Genomic DNA, 16,009 nt, shown 5'->3' with positions numbered 1-16,009 from the left:
TGTCGGACCCCCGCATCGCTATCCGCGCAGGGCGGTGAAGGCGTCTTCGACGCGTTTGAGCACATCCGCCACGTACGGCAGGCCCAGCGGGTCCGGTGACGCCAGCGCCTCTTCCTGCTGCTCGGCGGTCTCCCCGTACAGCATGCTGGTGGCCGCCTTGAAGCGCAGCGCGCCCTCGTCGTCGCCGAGGTGGTGGCCGGCCAGGACCAGCACGCCGTGGGCGTCGAAGAGGTGGCGCTGGAGGGTGGCGGAGTCGGTGACGCCGAGCGCGGCCAGGCGGTCCCGGAGCGGTTCGAAGTCCGGGTAGACGTAGAAGCCGCCGGTGGGCGGGCGGCAGAGCGCTCCGGCTCCGGTGACGATCCGGTGGACCTCGCGGGCCAGTACGCCGTGCAGGCGGGCGCTCGCGGCCAGCCGGGCGCGGATCTCCGGGGGCTCGTCGAAGGCGTACGCGGCGACCTCCTGCATGGGCCCGGCCAGCGTCGACCAGACCTCGCTGGCGACCGAGACCACGCCGTCGCGGACCCGCTCGCCCCACGCGTTGCCGGGCAGCCGGCAGGCGCCGATCCGCCAGCCGCCGAGCGCCAGGGTCTTGGAGAGGCCGGTGGTGACGACCGTGCGGTGCGGGGCCACCTCGGCCGGGCTCAGGAACGGGGTGGCCGGGTCGTGCACGATGTCGCGGTAGATCTCGTCGGAGACGATGACGAGGTCCAACTCCTCGGCGATTGCACAGAGTTCGCGTATCAGGTCCGGCGGGGCGAGCGTGCCGGTCGGGTTGTCCGGCAGCGTCAGGACCACGGTGCGCGGGTCGCCGCCCGCCGCGCGCGCGGTGCGGACCGTCTCGCGCAGGGCCGCCGGGTCCGGGACGCCGCCGCAGACGGTGGGGATCGGGACGCCGTACGCCTTCCGGCCCGCGAGCCGGGCCTGCGGCGCGTAGGAGTTCCAGGCCGGGCGGGGCAGCAGCACATCGCCGGGCAGGACGTGCTGAAGGGCCATCAGCAGCGGCTTGCTGCCGGGGCCGACGACGATCTGGTCGGCGGTGGTGGGCAGGGCCCGCCGCTCGAAGTAGCCGGCGACGGCCCGGCGGACGTCGGGGCCGCCGGCCACCGGACCGTAGGCGTTGCGGTGCGCGCCGCGCGCGAGCCGCTCGGCGAGCGGGCCGAAGGCGGGCAGCCGCGACTCGCCGAAGCCCAGGTGCACGATGTCCTCGCCGGCCGCCCGGCGTTCGGCCACGAGCTGGTTGAGCGCCAGGTTGGGCGAGGTGTGCCAGACCGGTGTCTCAGGCATGGGCCAGCTCCTCCTGGAGCTCCTGGTCCAGGAGCCGGTCGTCCAGGTGCGCGGGGAAGGTGGGCAGCGAGCCCTTGACGGCCGCCGCGATGTCGGCCGGGGTGTCGGCGGCGAGCCGGAGGTCGTCCAGCCAGGCCGCGGTCTCCGAGTAGTGCGCGCGGAACGGGCGGCCCACCAGGCGCGGGTCGCGGGCCTGGAGCATCCGCAGCTGGAAGAAGCGGCCCTGCGCGGTCTCCTCGATCCCGTCGACGAGGACCTTGCCGGGCGTCGCGGACATGACCGGCCCGCGGACGGTGCGCGCCAGGCCGGGGAGCGTGCGGTAGGCGGTGCGGAAGATCTCGTGCGCGCGGGCCAGCGGCACCTTGAAGTAGTCGTACGGGCCGGTGTCGCGCTCCACGAACACGTAGTAGGGCACCGCGCCGGCGGCCAGTTCGGCGCGCCACAGCGTGCTCCACGCCTCGGCGTCGTCGTTGACGTGCGCCACCATCGGGGCCTGGCAGTAGGCGAGCGCGCCGGTGGAGCGGATCCGGGCCACGGCGCGGCGCGCGAGGTCGGTCTCCAGCTCGCGCGGGTGGGTGAAGTGCATCATGACGGCGAGGTTGCGGCCGGAGGCGACGACCTGCTCGAACAGCCGCAGGACGTCGTCGGCGTCCGCGTCGGTGGTGAAGCGCTGCGGCCAGTAGGCGACGGACTTCGTGCCGATCCGGATGGTGCGCACGGTGGGCACGCCGAGGATCGGTTCCAGGTGGCCGCGGAGCCGGTCCGTGGACATGATCATCGGGTCGCCGCCGGTGACCAGGACGTCGTCCACCTCGGGGTGGCGGCCCAGGTACTCGACGAGGCCGCTGGGCTCCGGGGCGGCGAAGCGCAGGTCGGCGTCGCCGACGAACTGGGCCCAGCGGAAGCAGTAGGTGCAGTAGGAGTGGCAGGTCTGGCCCTGGCCGGGGAAGTAGAGGACCGTCTCGCGGTACTTGTGCTGGAGGCCGGGGACCTGGTCGCCGTCCAGGGTGGGGACGTTCAGCTGCTTCTGGCCCGAGGGGTGCGGGTTGAGCCCGCTGCGGATCTGCTGCACGGCCAGGCGCAGTTCCTTCTTGCGCGAGGGGTCGTCGACGAGGGGCGCGAGCCGCTGCTCGTCGTCGTGCGTCAGCATGCCGCTCTGCGGGAAGACCATCTGGAAAATCGGGTCCTGCGGAATATTGTCCCAGTCGACGAGCTGGGACAGGACGTATTCATTGACGCGGAAGGGCAGAACGCTCGACAGGGTGCGAATCGACCGGGCGATGTGATCGGGGATCTCGAACCGGTCGGCTATTTCGTCGACATGGCGCGGACCGTAGGCGCGGAATCGTTCTTTTTCCCATACGGTGGGGGATATCGAGGGCATGCGACTTCCTCCTGCTGGGTGGTGAGAAGGCCGGTGATTTCCCCACCCTAGAAGCCGGCGGCCGACCGCGGAAAGAGAATCCGGCGGTCGGCCGATAGGCGCTCGCAATGCCCGTATAGCCAGTCGTGCGGGGGAGCGAGAGCGGGCTCCGGTACGGGCGGCAGGTCAGTCCCGCACCGGACGGCGGTCCACCTCGGCCAGCGCCCCGGGGGTGACGGTGCGCAGGAACGGGACGATGATCGCCAGGGTGGCGAGGGTGAAGACCGCGAAGGCGACGCGGATGCCGAACCACTCGGCGAGCACGCCCACCAGACCGGCCCCGACCGGCATGGCGCCCCAGCTGAAGAGGCGGGCGGCGGCGTTGTAGCGGCCGAGCATGCCGCCGTCGACGAGCCGCTGGCTGATGGTGCGGGAGTTGACCGTCCACAGGATGCCGCCCATGCCGCCGAGGAAGGCGCCGGTGGCCACGACCCACAGGTCGGTGGAGAAGACCGGCGCGGCCACCATGGCGGCGGTGCCGAGCAGGTCGGCGAACATCGACCACCGGCGGCCCAGCAGCCGGTTGACGGTGGTGACGGTGAGCGCGCCGAGCAGGCCGCCCGCGCCCAGGGCGCTGAGCAGGATGCCGTAGCCGCGGGCGTCCAGGCCCATCCGGTCCGTGGCGATCAGCGGCATCAGCGCCAGCCAGGCGCCCCAGCAGGCGGAGAGCACGGTGAGGGAGAGCGCCATCAGCCGCAGCAGGCGCTGCCGCCAGAGGAACCGGACGCCTTCCGCGATGCGCTGGTTGACCGAGCCCGCCGGCTTGGCGTCGTCGCGCTGCGGCTTGAAGCGGCCGACCAGGAAGACCAGGATCACCGTGCCGATCAGATAGCCCACGCCCGTCCAGCCGAGCGCGACACTCGCCCCGGCCGCGACGAGGAGGCCGCCGACGAAGGGGCCGCAGAACTCGTTGCACGCGGTCTCGGCGCCCGCCACCCAGGCGTTGGCCCGCTCCTGGCCGGCGCGGGGCACGGCGGCCGGCACGAGCGTGGCCGCCGAGGTCAGGGCGACCACCTCGGCGACGCCCAGGGCCAGTCCGGCGGCGTACAGCGCGGGGACGGTCACGGCGTCGGAGACGCTGAGGAAGAGCAGCCCGCCCACGACGGCCATCCGGACGCCGTCCGCGAGCCACAGCAGCAACCGCCGGTCGAAGCGGTCGACCAGCACGCCGACGTGCAGGGCCACGAGGAGCCAGGGGAGCGTGAGCGTGAGGCCGACGCCGGCCACCTGGGCGGGCGAGTCGGTGAGCCGGGTCGCCATCAGCGGTAAGACCACCTTGGTGACGCCGTCGGCGAGGTTGGTGATCGCGGTGAAGCCCACCAGGACGGCGGTGTTGCGCCCGCCGAGGTCCCCGCCCCCCGCGCCGTCCTTCCGGGGCTCCTGGCCGGCGGGTGCGCCGCGGACCGCCACGCCGCCGGAATCGGAGGGTGCCAGCGTCTCGTCCATCCGTAACCTCCAAAGGTCTTTAGATGGTCAGTATGGCATTGGTAGGGTGGGCTTGCAGCCAAAATCACCGGTGACCCATCAAGGTGATTCATCGGTCGATAGGGATCATTGATGCCGACAGGGATCACTGACCCGGAAGGTGGCATCCCATGATCGAGACCCCTCCCGCCGCCCGGCTGATCGAGGCGTTCCTCAACACCGTCGACCTGGAGAGCGGCGAGGACGACGTCGCGACGCCGGCCGAGCTCGCCCGCTGGCTGGCCGAGCGGCTGCCGGGCGCGGACGAGCCGCGCCCGACCGCCGCCGAGCACCGGGCCCTCCTCGACCTGCGCGCCGGCTTCCGCGAGGCGCTGGACGACGCGGACCCGGTCGCCCCGCACCGGCTGGCGCTCGCCGACGCCGTGCTGGCCGAGGTGCCGGTCCTGGTCACCCTCACCGGAGCGCGCCCCGGCGGGCCGACCCTGGTCCCCGACCCCGCGCTGCCGCCCGCCCGCCGGGCCATGGCGCTGCTCGCCGTCGCCTGGGCCGAACTCGTGCTGACCGGACAGATCCAGCGCCTCAAGAGGTGCGCGGAGCACACCTGCCGCGGCGCGTTCTGGGACGCCTCCAAGAACCACAGCCGCCGCTGGTGCTCGATGCGGCTGTGCGGCAACCGCACCAAGTCCCGCCGCTACACCGCCCGCCGGCGCGAACAGTGACCGCACACGCCGTCGCCCGCTGTTCCCTTCCACTGTGCGGCCTTCCCGCGCGCCTATGGCCCCATAGGGAATTCGCATAGCCGCTTCGGCCATCGCTCCCGCCAATGAGCGCTCCGCTCTGTTTCGTTGACCGCTCGTGAAGTGCCCTCCATAAAATGGCGTTGCTCGTTCGGCCCGTACATTCAAGCGACCTATGAGGAGCCCGCATGCCGGAACCACTTGCCGTTGTCACCGGCGGAACACGAGGAATCGGACTGGCCCTGAGCCGGCGGCTGATCGGCATGGGCCACCGGGTCGTCGCCTTCTACGCCCACGACCGGGAGTCCGCCGAGAAGGCCGAGGCGAACGACGCCGGGCTCACCGCCCTCCAGGTCGACCTCGCCGACGCCTCGGCCGTGGCCGACGCCGCCGCCCGCGTCCTGGCCGAGCACGGCACGCCCGCCGTCCTGGTCAACAACGCCGGACGCAACATCGACCGGCCGTTCCTGGAGATGAGCGACGAGGACTGGCGCGCCGTCCTCGACACCAACCTCTCCGGCCCGTTCTGGCTGACCCGGGCCCTCGCCCCGGCGATGCTCGCGGCCGGCGGCGGCTCGATCGTCAACATCGGCGCGACCACCGGCATCCGGCCCCGTGTCGACGGCGTCAACTACTGCGCCAGCAAAGCCGGTCTGCTCCAGTTCACCAAGTGCCTGGCCCTGGAGCTGGCCCCCACGATCCGGGTCAACTGCCTGATCCCCGGCATGATCGACACCGAGGAGCTGCGCACCCGCTGGCGCCTGGACGACCCGGAGCGCATGGAGCAGACCCTGGACGAGATCCCCTCCCGCCGCATGGGAACCGTCGAGGACGTCGCCGACGCGCTCGAATTCCTCGTCGGCCCGGCCGCCACCTACCTCAATGGTCAGAAACTGATCATTGACGGTGGCCAGTTCATGTGGTGAACGCCGACATGCCCGAGCAGATACTCAACGAGGCACGCGCGGCCCTCGACGCCGCCCCGCCGACCGGCGACCCCGCCTACACCCGCTACTGCCACGAACTCGCCGCCCACCTCACCGCGCACTGGGCCGACATCCAGGAAGCCAACCGCACCGACCTCGCCCGCGCCGAGGCCCGCGGCCTCCCGCCCACCCTGGTGACCCGGCTGCGCCTGACCGACGCCCATCTCGCGGCCATGGTCCGGCTCACCGAGGCCGTCGCCTCGGAACTGGCCACCGTCCTCGCCGACGCACCGGGAATCCCGGCCGGCGACTGGGGCGTCCTGCGCCGGGTCCCCAAACCGCTCGGCGTCGCGTTCATGATCTACGAGGCGCGGCCCACCGTGACCGTCGACGGCGCGCTCCTCCCGGTCGCGGTCGGCAACGCGGTCCTGCTGCGCGGCGGCAAGGAGAGCGCCGCCACCGACGCCGCCCTCGCCACGGCCGTCAAGGCGGCGCTGCGGGCGGCCGGGCTGCCGCCGGGCCTCGTGACCGTCCTCGACGACCCCGACCGCTCCCTGATGAAGGGCGTACTGGCCCGCCCCGACCAGGTCGACGTCCTCATCCCGCGCGGCAGCCCCTCCCTCATCGACTACTGCCGCAGCTCCAGCTCCATCCCGCTGATCGCCAGCGGCGGCGGGGTCAACCACCTGTACGTGCACCGCAGCGCCGACCTGGAACTGGCCGCCCGCGCCACCCTGAACAGCAAGATCCCCGAACCGGCCGGCTGCACCTCGGTGGAGATGGTCCTGGTCGACGAGGAGATCGCCCAGGAGTACCTGGCGGCCCTGCTCGACGCGTGCGAACGCGAGCGGGCCGACCTCACCGTGCGCCTGGACGCCTCCGTACCGGCCCCCGCGCCCCGCGAGGACAGCCCCTGGCGCACCGAACCGCTGGAACCGCACGACACCGGGCGGGAGTTCCTCGACCCGGTGATCGCCCTGCGCCCGGTCTCCGGCCCGCAGGCCGCCGCCGCGTTCGTCCGGGCCCACGGCTCGCAGCACACCGAGGGCATCGTCGCCCGGGACCGCGAGGTCGCCCGGGAGTTCACCCGCCGGGTCGACGCGGCCATGGTCGTCGTCAACGGATCCCTGCGCCTGCACGACGGACCCAAGCTCGGCCTCGGCTCCGAGATCGCCATCGCCACCGGCCGCCTGCACGTCCGCGGCCCGGTCACCCTCGGGGCGCTGGTCACCAGCTCCTGGGTGATCGAGGCCGACGGCCAGATGCGGGACTGACACCGGCCGGCCCGCACCGCGGTCGCACGGCCACCGCCGAGCCGCGCCCGCACCCGACCGAGCCGCCCACCACGGCAGGCCGCCTCCCCCACGGCAGGCCGCCCCCCCACCCGCCGCCCGCGCACACCCTCCCGCACGTCCGTCACGTCCCGTACCGATCTTCGAGAGGTTGTCATGATCCAGTCCCACCCGACCGAGGCTCCCGCACCGACGGCCCAGCGGCTCGACCGCGCGGCGGTGGCCGACACCGTCAAACGCGTCGTCATCGCGGAGTCCCGCCTGTCCATCGGCCCCGACGCCATCGACGACGCCGAACCGCTCGTCGGCACCCTGCTGCGCGTCAACTCCCTCGGCTTCGTCGGCATGCTGGTCCGCATCGAGGACGAGCTCTCCATCACCCTGCCCGACGACCTGTTCGTCGGCCGGTCCTTCCAGACCGTCGGCGACCTGATCGACGTCGTCGTCTCCGGTGCGGAGGACGTCCGATGACCGCCGCCCTGCCCACCCGCTGGCGCAGCACCCTGCCCCACCTCTCCGTCCCGCTGCCGCCCGACCTCACCCCCGAGACCACCGGCCGCACCGGCGTCGGCGTCAACCTGCCGATGGAGCTGGTCCGGCAGAGCGTGCTGGAGCGCGAGTACTGGGACATCCCCGCCGAAGTCCTCGACGCCTACGCCAGGTTCCGGCCGACGCCGCTGTGGCGCGCCACCGGTTTCGAGCGGGCCATCGGCGCCCGGGTGCCCGTCTACATGAAGTACGAGGGCGGCAACATCTCCGGCAGCCACAAGCTCAACACGGCTCTGGCGCAGGCGTACTACTACAAGAAGGCCGGGGTCAGGGAACTGGTCACCGGGACCGGCGCCGGCCAGTGGGGCACCGCGATGGCGGCTGCCTGCGCGCTGTTCGGGCTGCGCTGCCGGGTGTTCATGGTCGAGTCCAGCCTGCGGCGCAAGCCGTACCGCGGGGTGCTCATGCGCATGCTCGGCGCGGAGATCCACTCCAGCCCCAGCGGCCTCACCCGGGTCTCCGGAACCCGCGCCGACGGCATCGGCAACAGCCTGGCGCTGGCCATCGGCGAAGCGGTCGAGTACGCCTCCGACCACGACGATGTGGCCTTCTGCATCGGCAGCGGCGAGACCTACAGCATCCTCCACCAGTCCGTCATCGGCCTGGAGGCGCAGACGCAGCTCGCGGAGCTGGACGCCGGCATCGACACGGTGGTCGGCGCGGTCGGCGCGGGCTCCAACTTCGGCGGCATAGCCCTGCCCTTCCACGCGGAGGCCGCCGCCACCGGCGCGACGCCGCCCCGCCTGGTCGCGGCCGAGTCCTCGACGGCCCCCAAACTCACCCGGGGCGTGTACGCGTACGACAAGACCGACGCCACCGGCACCGGCCCGCTGGAGGCGATGTACACCATCGGCAGCGACTACCCGATCCCGGACGCGCACTCCGCCGGGCTGCGCTTCCACGGGGCGGCCAAACTCATCTCCGCCATGCGCCACACCGGCGACATCGACGCCACCGCCGTCACCCAGCAGGAGGCACTGGACGCCGGCCGCCTGCTCACCCGGCACGAGACCGTGCTCCCCGCACCGGAGTCCGGCCACGCGCTCGCCGCCGCCGCCAAGCTCGCCACCTCCGGCGCGGACGGCATGCGGGCCGAGAAGGGCGTCCTGGTCTGCGTCAGCGGCAGCGGCTACCTCGACCTGGCCGCCTACGAGCAGCTGCTCAACGACGAGCTGGGCGACGAGGCCCCGAGCGAGCAGGCCCTGCTCGCCGCGGTGTCCGGACTCAGCCCCGCCGCCCCCGGCGCGCACCCCGCCGCCGCCCTCCTCGCGGGAGCCGCGGGAGGACCGCGATGACCGCCGTCACCGAGGCCGCGGCCACACCGACGGCCCCACCGACGGTCCCACCGACGGCCGCCGCGAGTGGCCCGGACACGGCGGCGGTCCTGTCGGCGGAGCGCGCCGGGCGGCTCGACTGCGTCCAGTCGAACCTGGCCCAGCTCGCCGACGACCTGCACGGACCGGACGCCCACCTCGCCCTCGGCGCGGCCCTGCGCTTTCGTCCCCGGCCCGGCCCGCACGGCCTGCCCACGGTCGAACCGGCCCTGGAGGACCAGCTCGCCACGGCGGCCTCGGCCGGCCTCGCCGAGACCGCCCGGTGGACCGCCGTCCAGCCCGACGCCCTGGCCGGACTCGCCCGCGAGCACGGCCGCCTGTACGTCGTCGCGGACTCCTTCGCCATGCCGTGGCTCCCGTACCACGGGCAGCGGCACATGGAACACAGCTACCTGGTGGCCCCGCACGGCGAGCGGGCCCTCGTCGTCGACGCCTACTCCAGCCACACCCCGTGGGGCGTCGCGGCCCCCGTGCGGTGGGTGACGGACTGGTCGACGCTGCCGGTCTCCTCGCTCGTGCTGCGCTTCGACCCGGTCCCGGCCCCCGAGGCGGAGCCGTACGGCGACCACGCGGGGATCGAGGAGTACGTCGCCGCCTACGCCGCCCACCCCGACCGGGTGGCAGCCCTGGACCAGCTCACCACCGAGACCTGGCTGCTGGCCCGCTCCCGCGCCCTGCACGCGGCCTTCCTCGCCACCCGGCCCGGCCCTCTCGACGAGCGGACCGCCGCGCACGTGCTGCGGCTGGGCCGCCTCGCGGAGCAGGCGTTCCTGGCGTTCCGGCGGGTCCAGCGCGGCCGGCCCGAACCCGGGGGACTGCTGCCCGACGTGGCCGCCGCCCTCCACGCCGACCGGGAGCTCTTCGGGACGCCGGACCCCGTCCGCGCCGCCGTGGCCGAGGTGGTCGCCGACGTCGTCGGCGTCCCCGCCGACGAGGTGCGGGCCGCGCCCGCGCTGACCGCGCTGCCCGGCTTCCACTCCTTCGAGGTCGTCGAGGTCGTCGAAGCCCTGGAGGAGAGGTTCGGCGTCGAGTTCGACCCCGACGACCTCCTCCCCGAGAACCTGCACCGGCTCGACGGCCTCTGCGCCCTGGTCACGGCCGCCGGGGCGGCCCGCTGACATCCCGCGCGCCCCCGCGCACCCCTCCCCACCCTTCCCAGCCTCTAGGAGCATCGCGATGGACACCCGATTCACCGAACTGCTGGCGCCCTTCCTCAAGTACCTGCACGGACAGGAGCTCCGCCAGGACTCGGTCCTGCGCGAACTGGGCCTGGACTCCATGCAGTCGATCGAACTGCTCTTCGCCATCGAGGACACCTTCGGCATCGCGCTCGCCGACGACGACCTCAACGACGCGACCTTCGCGACCGCGGGCAGCCTGTGGAGCGCCATCGAGGCCGCGCAGGACGCCGACGCCGCAGCGGCGGAGGCGGCATGACCACCGTGCTCCCGACCGCCCCCGAAACCCTGGCCGCCGACCCCTTCGCGGGGCGGAGCCCCCTCCAGCGGGCCCGGCACGTCGCCGAGGTCACCGCCGTCCACGCGCCCCGGCACGACGACGACGCCGACTTCCCGGTGGAGGCGCTGGCCGCCCTGCGCGAGACCCGACTGCTCGGCCTGACCGTCCCCACCGAGTACGGCGGCCTCGGCGCGAGCACCGGCGAACTCCTCGACGTCTGCGTCGAACTGGGCCGGGCCGACATGTCCGTCGCCATGATCCTCGGCATGCACTGCCAGCAGGTGGCCGCCGTCGTCGCCCACGCCTCGCCCGCCCTGCGCGCCACGCTCCTCCCGGAGATCGCCGCCGGCCGTCGCTACCTGGCCTCCGTCACCACCGAGGCGGGCAAGGGCGGGCACCTGCTGACCGCCGGCTCCCGCACCGACCGCTCCGGCTCCGACCTGGTCGTCGACCGGTTCGCGCCGATCGTCACGGGCGGCGCGCACGCCGACGGCTTCCTCATCACCGTCCAGCCGCCGGACGCCACCTCCCCGAGCCAGGTCTCCCTCGTCTACGCCGACCGCGACCAGCTCTCCATCGAGCAGAGCGGTGACTGGCAGCCGATGGGCATGCGGGCCAGCCACAGCGTCGCCCTGCGCCTCACCGGACAGCTGCCCGAACACCAAGTGATCGGCGAGAGCGGCCAGTTCTCCCGGATCGCCGTCGAGATCTTCGGCCCGCTCGCCCACCTGGCGTGGTCCGCCGCATGGCTCGGCACGGCCGCCGGAGCCCTGTCCCGGGTGGTGACGCTCCTGCGCAGCCCGGCCGGCCGGGGCCGCTTCGACCTCGGCTCCGAACTGCTGCTGGGCCGGCTCTCCGCCGCCCGCCAGAAGATCGACACCGTGCACGCGCTGCTGCGCCACACCGAACAGGCCGTCGCCGCCGCCCCGGACGTCTCCGCCCCGCGCGTGCAACTGCTCCTGAACGCCCTGAAGATCGGGGCCTCCCAGGAGTGCCACGCGGCGGTCGACACGCTCGTCGAAGCCGTCGGACTGCGCCACGGCTACCTCAAGGACTCCGCCACCCGGCTGGAGGCGGCCCTGCGCGATCTGCGCTCCGCCCCGCTGAACTACAGCAACGACCGCCTCCACCAGGCCGACGGCCGCCTCACCCTGATGGACGCGGAGGTGCGCCTTGTCTGAACGGACGCCGGACACCCCGGCCGGAGACGTCGCCGAAGGACCCCCGCGCGACGCGCCCACCGGCCCGCTCCTCACCCTGGCCCGCCCCCTCGCGCCGCCCGGTCCCGCGCCGCGCGCGGCCCACGCCCCGGGCCTGCCCGCCGACACCGACGGCCGGAGCCTGTGGGCCGCGCTCGGCGCGGCCGGCCGGCTCCGCGCCGCCTACACCGGCGCGGACCCGGCCGCCGGCGTCGACGTACCGGCGCTGCGCACCCTGATGGCCGAGGCGGACGCGGTCTCCGGCATCGGCTCCACGCTCGCCCTGTGCGTCCAGATCGCCACCGCCGTACCGCTGCTCACGCTCGGCGGCGAACAGGCCGCACACGTCCTGGACGAGGCGCTGGCCGGCCGGGCGGTCGTCGCCCTCGCCGCCACCGACGAGGGCTCCGGCTCGGACCTCACCGGGCTGGGCACCACCGTGGCGATCGAGGCGGACGGCCTCACGGTGAGCGGCGTCAAGCGCTGGATCACCAACGCCACCCACGCCGACCACTTCCTGGTGCTCGCCCGGCACCGCGAGGGCGGCCACTTCACCAACTTCACCTGGGTCCTGGTGCCCGCCACCGCCCCCGGCGTACACGTCGAACCGGCCGACTCGCAGCTGTTCGACGGCTCCGGCACCGGCCATCTGCGCCTCGACGGCGTACGCCTGGAGCGCACCCACCTCGTCGGCCGCGTAGGGCGCGGCATGACCTCTTTCGCCGCCCACATCGCCGTGGAACGGCTCACCGGAACCCTGTGGGCCGTCGCCCTCTGCCACCGCCAGTTGAAGCACACCCAACAGCACCTCCAGGGAAGGAAGTTCGGCGACGGCACACTCTGGGGCCTGGAGAGCGTCCGGCAGCGCTTCGCCGACTGCCTCGTCCGCGTCCACCAGTTGGACGCGCTGACCGACCGGCTCGCCGAACGCGTCGCCCGCCGCCACGACACCGCCGCCGCCTCCCTGCTGAAGGCCGCCGCCGCCCAGACCGTCGGGCACGTCCTCGGCGCCTGCGCCCAGTTGCAGGGCGCGGAGGGCTTCACCACCGGCGGCGCCCAGTGGACCCGGGCCCAGGCCGCCCTGTGGGGCGTCGGCGGCGGGGCCACCGAAGTCGTCCTGTCCGCGGTGGCCGGATCCGCCGACTCCCTCCTCGCGGAGCTGGCGCCGTGAACGTGACCCGTAACCGCCCCGTCGCGACGGCCGCCACCGAGTTCGAGCCCGGCATCTGGGCCGTCACCCGCCAGGGCCCCACCCTGCCCCGGGGCCACCCCCACGACCTCGCGGACGCCGCCGGACTGGCCGACTGGCGCGCGGCGGAGTTCCTGGCCGGCCGGGCGCTGCTGCGCGAACTGCTCGCCGCCACCGTGCCCGAGGCGGCCGACGGGCGCGTGACGCTGGGCCCCAACGGCAAACCGGGCCTGGCCGACCGCCCCGACCTCGGCATCAGCATCGCCCACGACCGGGGGCACGTCGCCGCCTGCGTCGCGATCGGCCGCGCCGTCGGCATCGACATCCAGCTGCCCGCCGAGGAACTGGGCGACGGAGTGGTGCGCAAGTGCGTGCGCCAGGGCCGCGAACGGCTCGACGCGCTGCCGCCGGCCGAACGCGCCCGCGAGTTCGCCTGGATCTGGACCGTGCAGGAGGCGTGCGTGAAGGCGGAGGGGAGCGGCCTGTCGGGCGGCCCCTGGACCGTGGACGTACCCGTCGGAGAGACGACCGGCCGATGGAAGACCTTCCGGTGGCGCAGCCTGCGCGACCGGTCCGACACCCCCCTGAGCTGCGCATGGGAGCTGATGTGAGCACCGCGACGAACACCGCCGCACGGGCGGAGGGCCCCGACCGGGCCGCAGACGCCGCACCCGAGCTGAGCTGCTACACCGCCAACCTGGTGGCCTACCTGGAGGCGGAGCGGCCCGACGCGGCCGACCGCCTCGCCGACGCGATCGCCCTCGCCGTCCGCACCGACCTGCCGGACGGCCGCCTCGCCTTCCGCCACCACGCCCGTATCGACACGGACGGCCCGGACGGCCCGCTCGTCCACCGGGGGGCCGCCCGCTGGGCGGACGCCCTGGCCGGGCTGCGCCACGAGAGCGCGCTGCGCGGACGGGTCCTGGCCGTCGCCAACACCCGGCACGTGCCCTGGTCGCCAGCCCACGGCCGTTCCGCCGTCTCCCACTGGGTGCTGCTGGAGCGCGCGAGGGGCCACGGCGACCGGTGGCGGGTCACCGACCGGTTCGCCGCCCTGCTCCCGGACGGCGAGCAACTGCCGTACTCCGGCGTCCTGGACGACGACGAGCTGCGCCGACTCCTCACTCCTGTGGGCGAGTTGCCGTACCATAACCGCGCCCGCGACGTCCACGCCCTGGGCGGCGCCCTGGAGCTGCCCGAGCCGGGCCACTACGGCTGGCTGGCCCGCGAGGCGCGGACGGCGGAGCGCCCGCCGGCCGGGCGGTGGCTCACCGACCCGCTCGACGTGCTGCGGTTCCTCGCCGCCCGGCTCGGCGAGGACCCCGCCGCACTGGCCGCCCACGCCGACGACCTCTGGGCCGCCTCCCGCCACCAGCGCCATCGACTGGACTCCCTGGTCCGCCGGGGCCGGACGCCCGCGCCCCCCGCCGACGCCGCAGCCCACTCCTGGGGCGAACTCCCGCGCTCGCTGCGCTTCGCCGCCACCTCCGCCGAACGGGGCCGCCCCCGCCCCGGCGTGGTGGCGAAGGCATTCGAGGACCTGATCGACGCCATGACCGCCCTACAGCGAGAGGCGCCCACCCGATGAGCGTGCACACGACCCTCACCGCGACCGGGGCCGGGCCCCGGACCGGCCCGGAACCGGTGACCGGAAAACGGCTCTACGACTGGTTCGCCGACAGCGCCGCGACGTACGGCGACACCCGCACCGCCCTGGAGGCCGACGGACGGGAGCTGAGCTACCGCGCCCTGGAGACCCTGGCCGGCCACCTCGCCGCCGCGCTCGTCGCCCGGCACGGCGGCCGTCCCGCGCGCGTCGGGCTCCTCGCCTCCCGCACGGTCCTCGCCTACGCCGGCTACCTCGCGGTGGCCCGGCTGGGCGCCACCGTCGTCCCGCTCAACCCGGCCTTCCCCATCGCCCGCAGCGCCGACGTCGCCCGCACCGCCGGCCTGGACCTGGTCATCGCGGACGCCGCCCTGCCCGGACTGGACGGCCTGCCCGTCCCCGTGCTGCGCTGCGACGCGCGGCAGCCCGCCGCACCGGCCGAACCGCCCGCCCGGGGACGGACCGCGCCGGACGACCTCGCCTACATCCTCTTCACCTCCGGCTCGACCGGCCGCCCCAAGGGCGTCCCGGTGACCCAGGCCAACGTCGCCGCCTACCTCGGCCACGTGATCCAGCGGTACGGGACGGGCCCGGGGGACCGGGTCTCGCAGACCTTCGACCTCACCTTCGACCCGTCGGTGTACGACATGTTCTCGGCGTGGGGCACGGGTGCCACGCTCGTCGTGCCCACCCGCGAGGAACTGCTCGCGCCCGTACGGTTCGTCAACCGCGCCCGGATCACCCACTGGAACTCCGTGCCGTCCGTCGCCGCCCTCGCGCAGCGGCTGCGCGCCCTGCGGCCCGGCTCGATGCCCACGCTGCGCTGGAGCCTGTTCTGCGGCGAGGCGCTGAAGCTGCCCCAGGCACGGGCCTGGCGGGCGGCGGCCCCGCACAGCACGGTCGAGAACATCTACGGACCGACCGAGATGACGGTGACCTGGACCGAGTACCGGCTGCCGCCCGAGGAGGAGGACTGGCCGGCCACCGCCAACGGGACCGTCCCGATCGGCGTCCCCTACCCCGGGCAGGAGCACCTGATCCTGGACGAGGCCGGACGCCCGGCGGACGACGGCGAGCTGTGCGTACGCGGCAGCCAGCGCTTCCCCGGCTACCTGGACCCGGCCGACGACACGGGCCGCTTCCGCGCGCCGCTCCCGCCGTACGCCGTGCACGACGGCACCGGGCCGCTGACGCCCGCGCACTGGTACCGCACCGGCGACCGGGTGCGCCGGGCGGACGGGGTCCTGGTCCACCTGGGCCGCCTCGACCACCAGGTCAAGATCCACGGCTACCGGGTCGAGCTGGGCGAGATCGAATCGCTGCTGCTGCGCCAGCGGGACGTCACCGACGCGGTGGTGCTGCCGGTGCCCGGCCGCCGGGGCGAACCGGTCCTGCACGCCGTGTGCGCGGGACCGCCCCGCGATCCGGAGGAACTGCTGGGCGCGCTGCGGCTGCGGCTGCCGGCCTACATGGTTCCGGCGGCGGTGACCTTCACCGGGGCCCTGCCGCTCAACGCCAACGGCAAGGTCGACCGTGCCGTGCTCCTCGCATCCCTGACCCAACCGCAAGCGGCCTGAGGGAGCAGAT

The 16,009-nt window shown here is 74.2% G+C and carries 15 protein-coding genes; 12 read left to right on the top strand and 3 right to left on the bottom strand.

The features are described from left to right. Positions 1-18 precede the first annotated feature (18 nt). From EES43_RS07120 to EES43_RS07110, 3 genes are all read right to left on the bottom strand, one after another. Positions 19-1,284, bottom strand: a complete 1,266-nt coding sequence (locus tag EES43_RS07120) for a pyridoxal phosphate-dependent aminotransferase (RefSeq protein WP_124267931.1) — start codon at positions 1,282-1,284, stop codon at positions 19-21. After that, entirely contained in the window at positions 1,277-2,668 is a 1,392-nt protein-coding gene (locus tag EES43_RS07115; protein WP_124267930.1) for a KamA family radical SAM protein, read from the bottom strand. The genes EES43_RS07120 and EES43_RS07115 overlap by 8 nt, the downstream gene beginning before the upstream one ends. Before the next feature lie 165 nt (positions 2,669-2,833). Beyond that, positions 2,834-4,153, bottom strand: a complete 1,320-nt coding sequence (locus EES43_RS07110) for an MFS transporter (protein WP_124267929.1) — start codon at positions 4,151-4,153, stop codon at positions 2,834-2,836. A 149-nt stretch (positions 4,154-4,302) separates the two neighbouring features. Here EES43_RS07110 and EES43_RS07105 point away from each other — a divergent pair, with 149 nt between their 5' ends. The 12 genes from EES43_RS07105 to EES43_RS07050 all read left to right on the top strand — a co-directional run bounded on the left by EES43_RS07105 (position 4,303) and on the right by EES43_RS07050 (position 15,999). Further along, entirely contained in the window at positions 4,303-4,851 is a 549-nt protein-coding gene (locus EES43_RS07105) for a CGNR zinc finger domain-containing protein (RefSeq protein ID WP_124267928.1), read from the top strand. 206 nt (positions 4,852-5,057) lie between these two features. Next, complete coding sequence (locus EES43_RS07100) at positions 5,058-5,795, top strand: SDR family NAD(P)-dependent oxidoreductase (protein WP_124267927.1); 738 nt, start codon at positions 5,058-5,060, stop codon at positions 5,793-5,795. An 8-nt stretch (positions 5,796-5,803) separates the two neighbouring features. Continuing rightward, positions 5,804-7,069, top strand: a complete 1,266-nt coding sequence (locus EES43_RS07095; protein WP_124267926.1) for a glutamate-5-semialdehyde dehydrogenase — start codon at positions 5,804-5,806, stop codon at positions 7,067-7,069. 174 nt (positions 7,070-7,243) lie between these two features. Next, positions 7,244-7,558, top strand: a complete 315-nt coding sequence (locus EES43_RS07090; RefSeq protein ID WP_124267925.1) for an acyl carrier protein — start codon at positions 7,244-7,246, stop codon at positions 7,556-7,558. Continuing rightward, entirely contained in the window at positions 7,555-8,931 is a 1,377-nt protein-coding gene (locus EES43_RS07085) for a TrpB-like pyridoxal phosphate-dependent enzyme (RefSeq protein WP_124267924.1), read from the top strand. The genes EES43_RS07090 and EES43_RS07085 overlap by 4 nt, the downstream gene beginning before the upstream one ends. Next, complete coding sequence (locus tag EES43_RS07080) at positions 8,928-10,088, top strand: phosphopantetheine-binding protein (RefSeq protein WP_124267923.1); 1,161 nt, start codon at positions 8,928-8,930, stop codon at positions 10,086-10,088. The genes EES43_RS07085 and EES43_RS07080 overlap by 4 nt, the downstream gene beginning before the upstream one ends. Before the next feature lie 58 nt (positions 10,089-10,146). After that, entirely contained in the window at positions 10,147-10,407 is a 261-nt protein-coding gene (locus EES43_RS07075) for a phosphopantetheine-binding protein (protein WP_124267922.1), read from the top strand. Then, positions 10,404-11,609 (top strand): acyl-CoA dehydrogenase family protein, encoded by a 1,206-nt coding sequence (locus tag EES43_RS07070; protein WP_124267921.1) that lies wholly within the window; start codon positions 10,404-10,406, stop codon positions 11,607-11,609. The genes EES43_RS07075 and EES43_RS07070 overlap by 4 nt, the downstream gene beginning before the upstream one ends. Continuing rightward, complete coding sequence (locus EES43_RS07065) at positions 11,602-12,798, top strand: acyl-CoA dehydrogenase (RefSeq protein WP_241192338.1); 1,197 nt, start codon at positions 11,602-11,604, stop codon at positions 12,796-12,798. Before EES43_RS07070 ends, EES43_RS07065 begins: the two co-directional genes overlap by 8 nt. Next, positions 12,795-13,427 (top strand): 4'-phosphopantetheinyl transferase family protein, encoded by a 633-nt coding sequence (locus EES43_RS07060; RefSeq protein ID WP_241192337.1) that lies wholly within the window; start codon positions 12,795-12,797, stop codon positions 13,425-13,427. The genes EES43_RS07065 and EES43_RS07060 overlap by 4 nt, the downstream gene beginning before the upstream one ends. Further along, on the top strand, positions 13,424-14,404 hold the full coding sequence (locus tag EES43_RS07055) for a hypothetical protein (protein ID WP_241192336.1): 981 nt from the start codon (positions 13,424-13,426) through the stop codon (positions 14,402-14,404). Before EES43_RS07060 ends, EES43_RS07055 begins: the two co-directional genes overlap by 4 nt. Then, positions 14,401-15,999: an amino acid adenylation domain-containing protein gene (locus EES43_RS07050; RefSeq protein WP_124267920.1), complete on the top strand. Its 1,599-nt coding sequence runs from the start codon at positions 14,401-14,403 to the stop codon at positions 15,997-15,999. The genes EES43_RS07055 and EES43_RS07050 overlap by 4 nt, the downstream gene beginning before the upstream one ends. The last annotated feature ends 10 nt before the right edge of the window (positions 16,000-16,009 follow it).

It is taken from the genome of Streptomyces sp. ADI96-02 (assembly GCF_003846185.1).
Taxonomy (GTDB): domain Bacteria; phylum Actinomycetota; class Actinomycetes; order Streptomycetales; family Streptomycetaceae; genus Streptomyces.
This window is presented reverse-complemented; position numbering and strand designations above follow the sequence as displayed.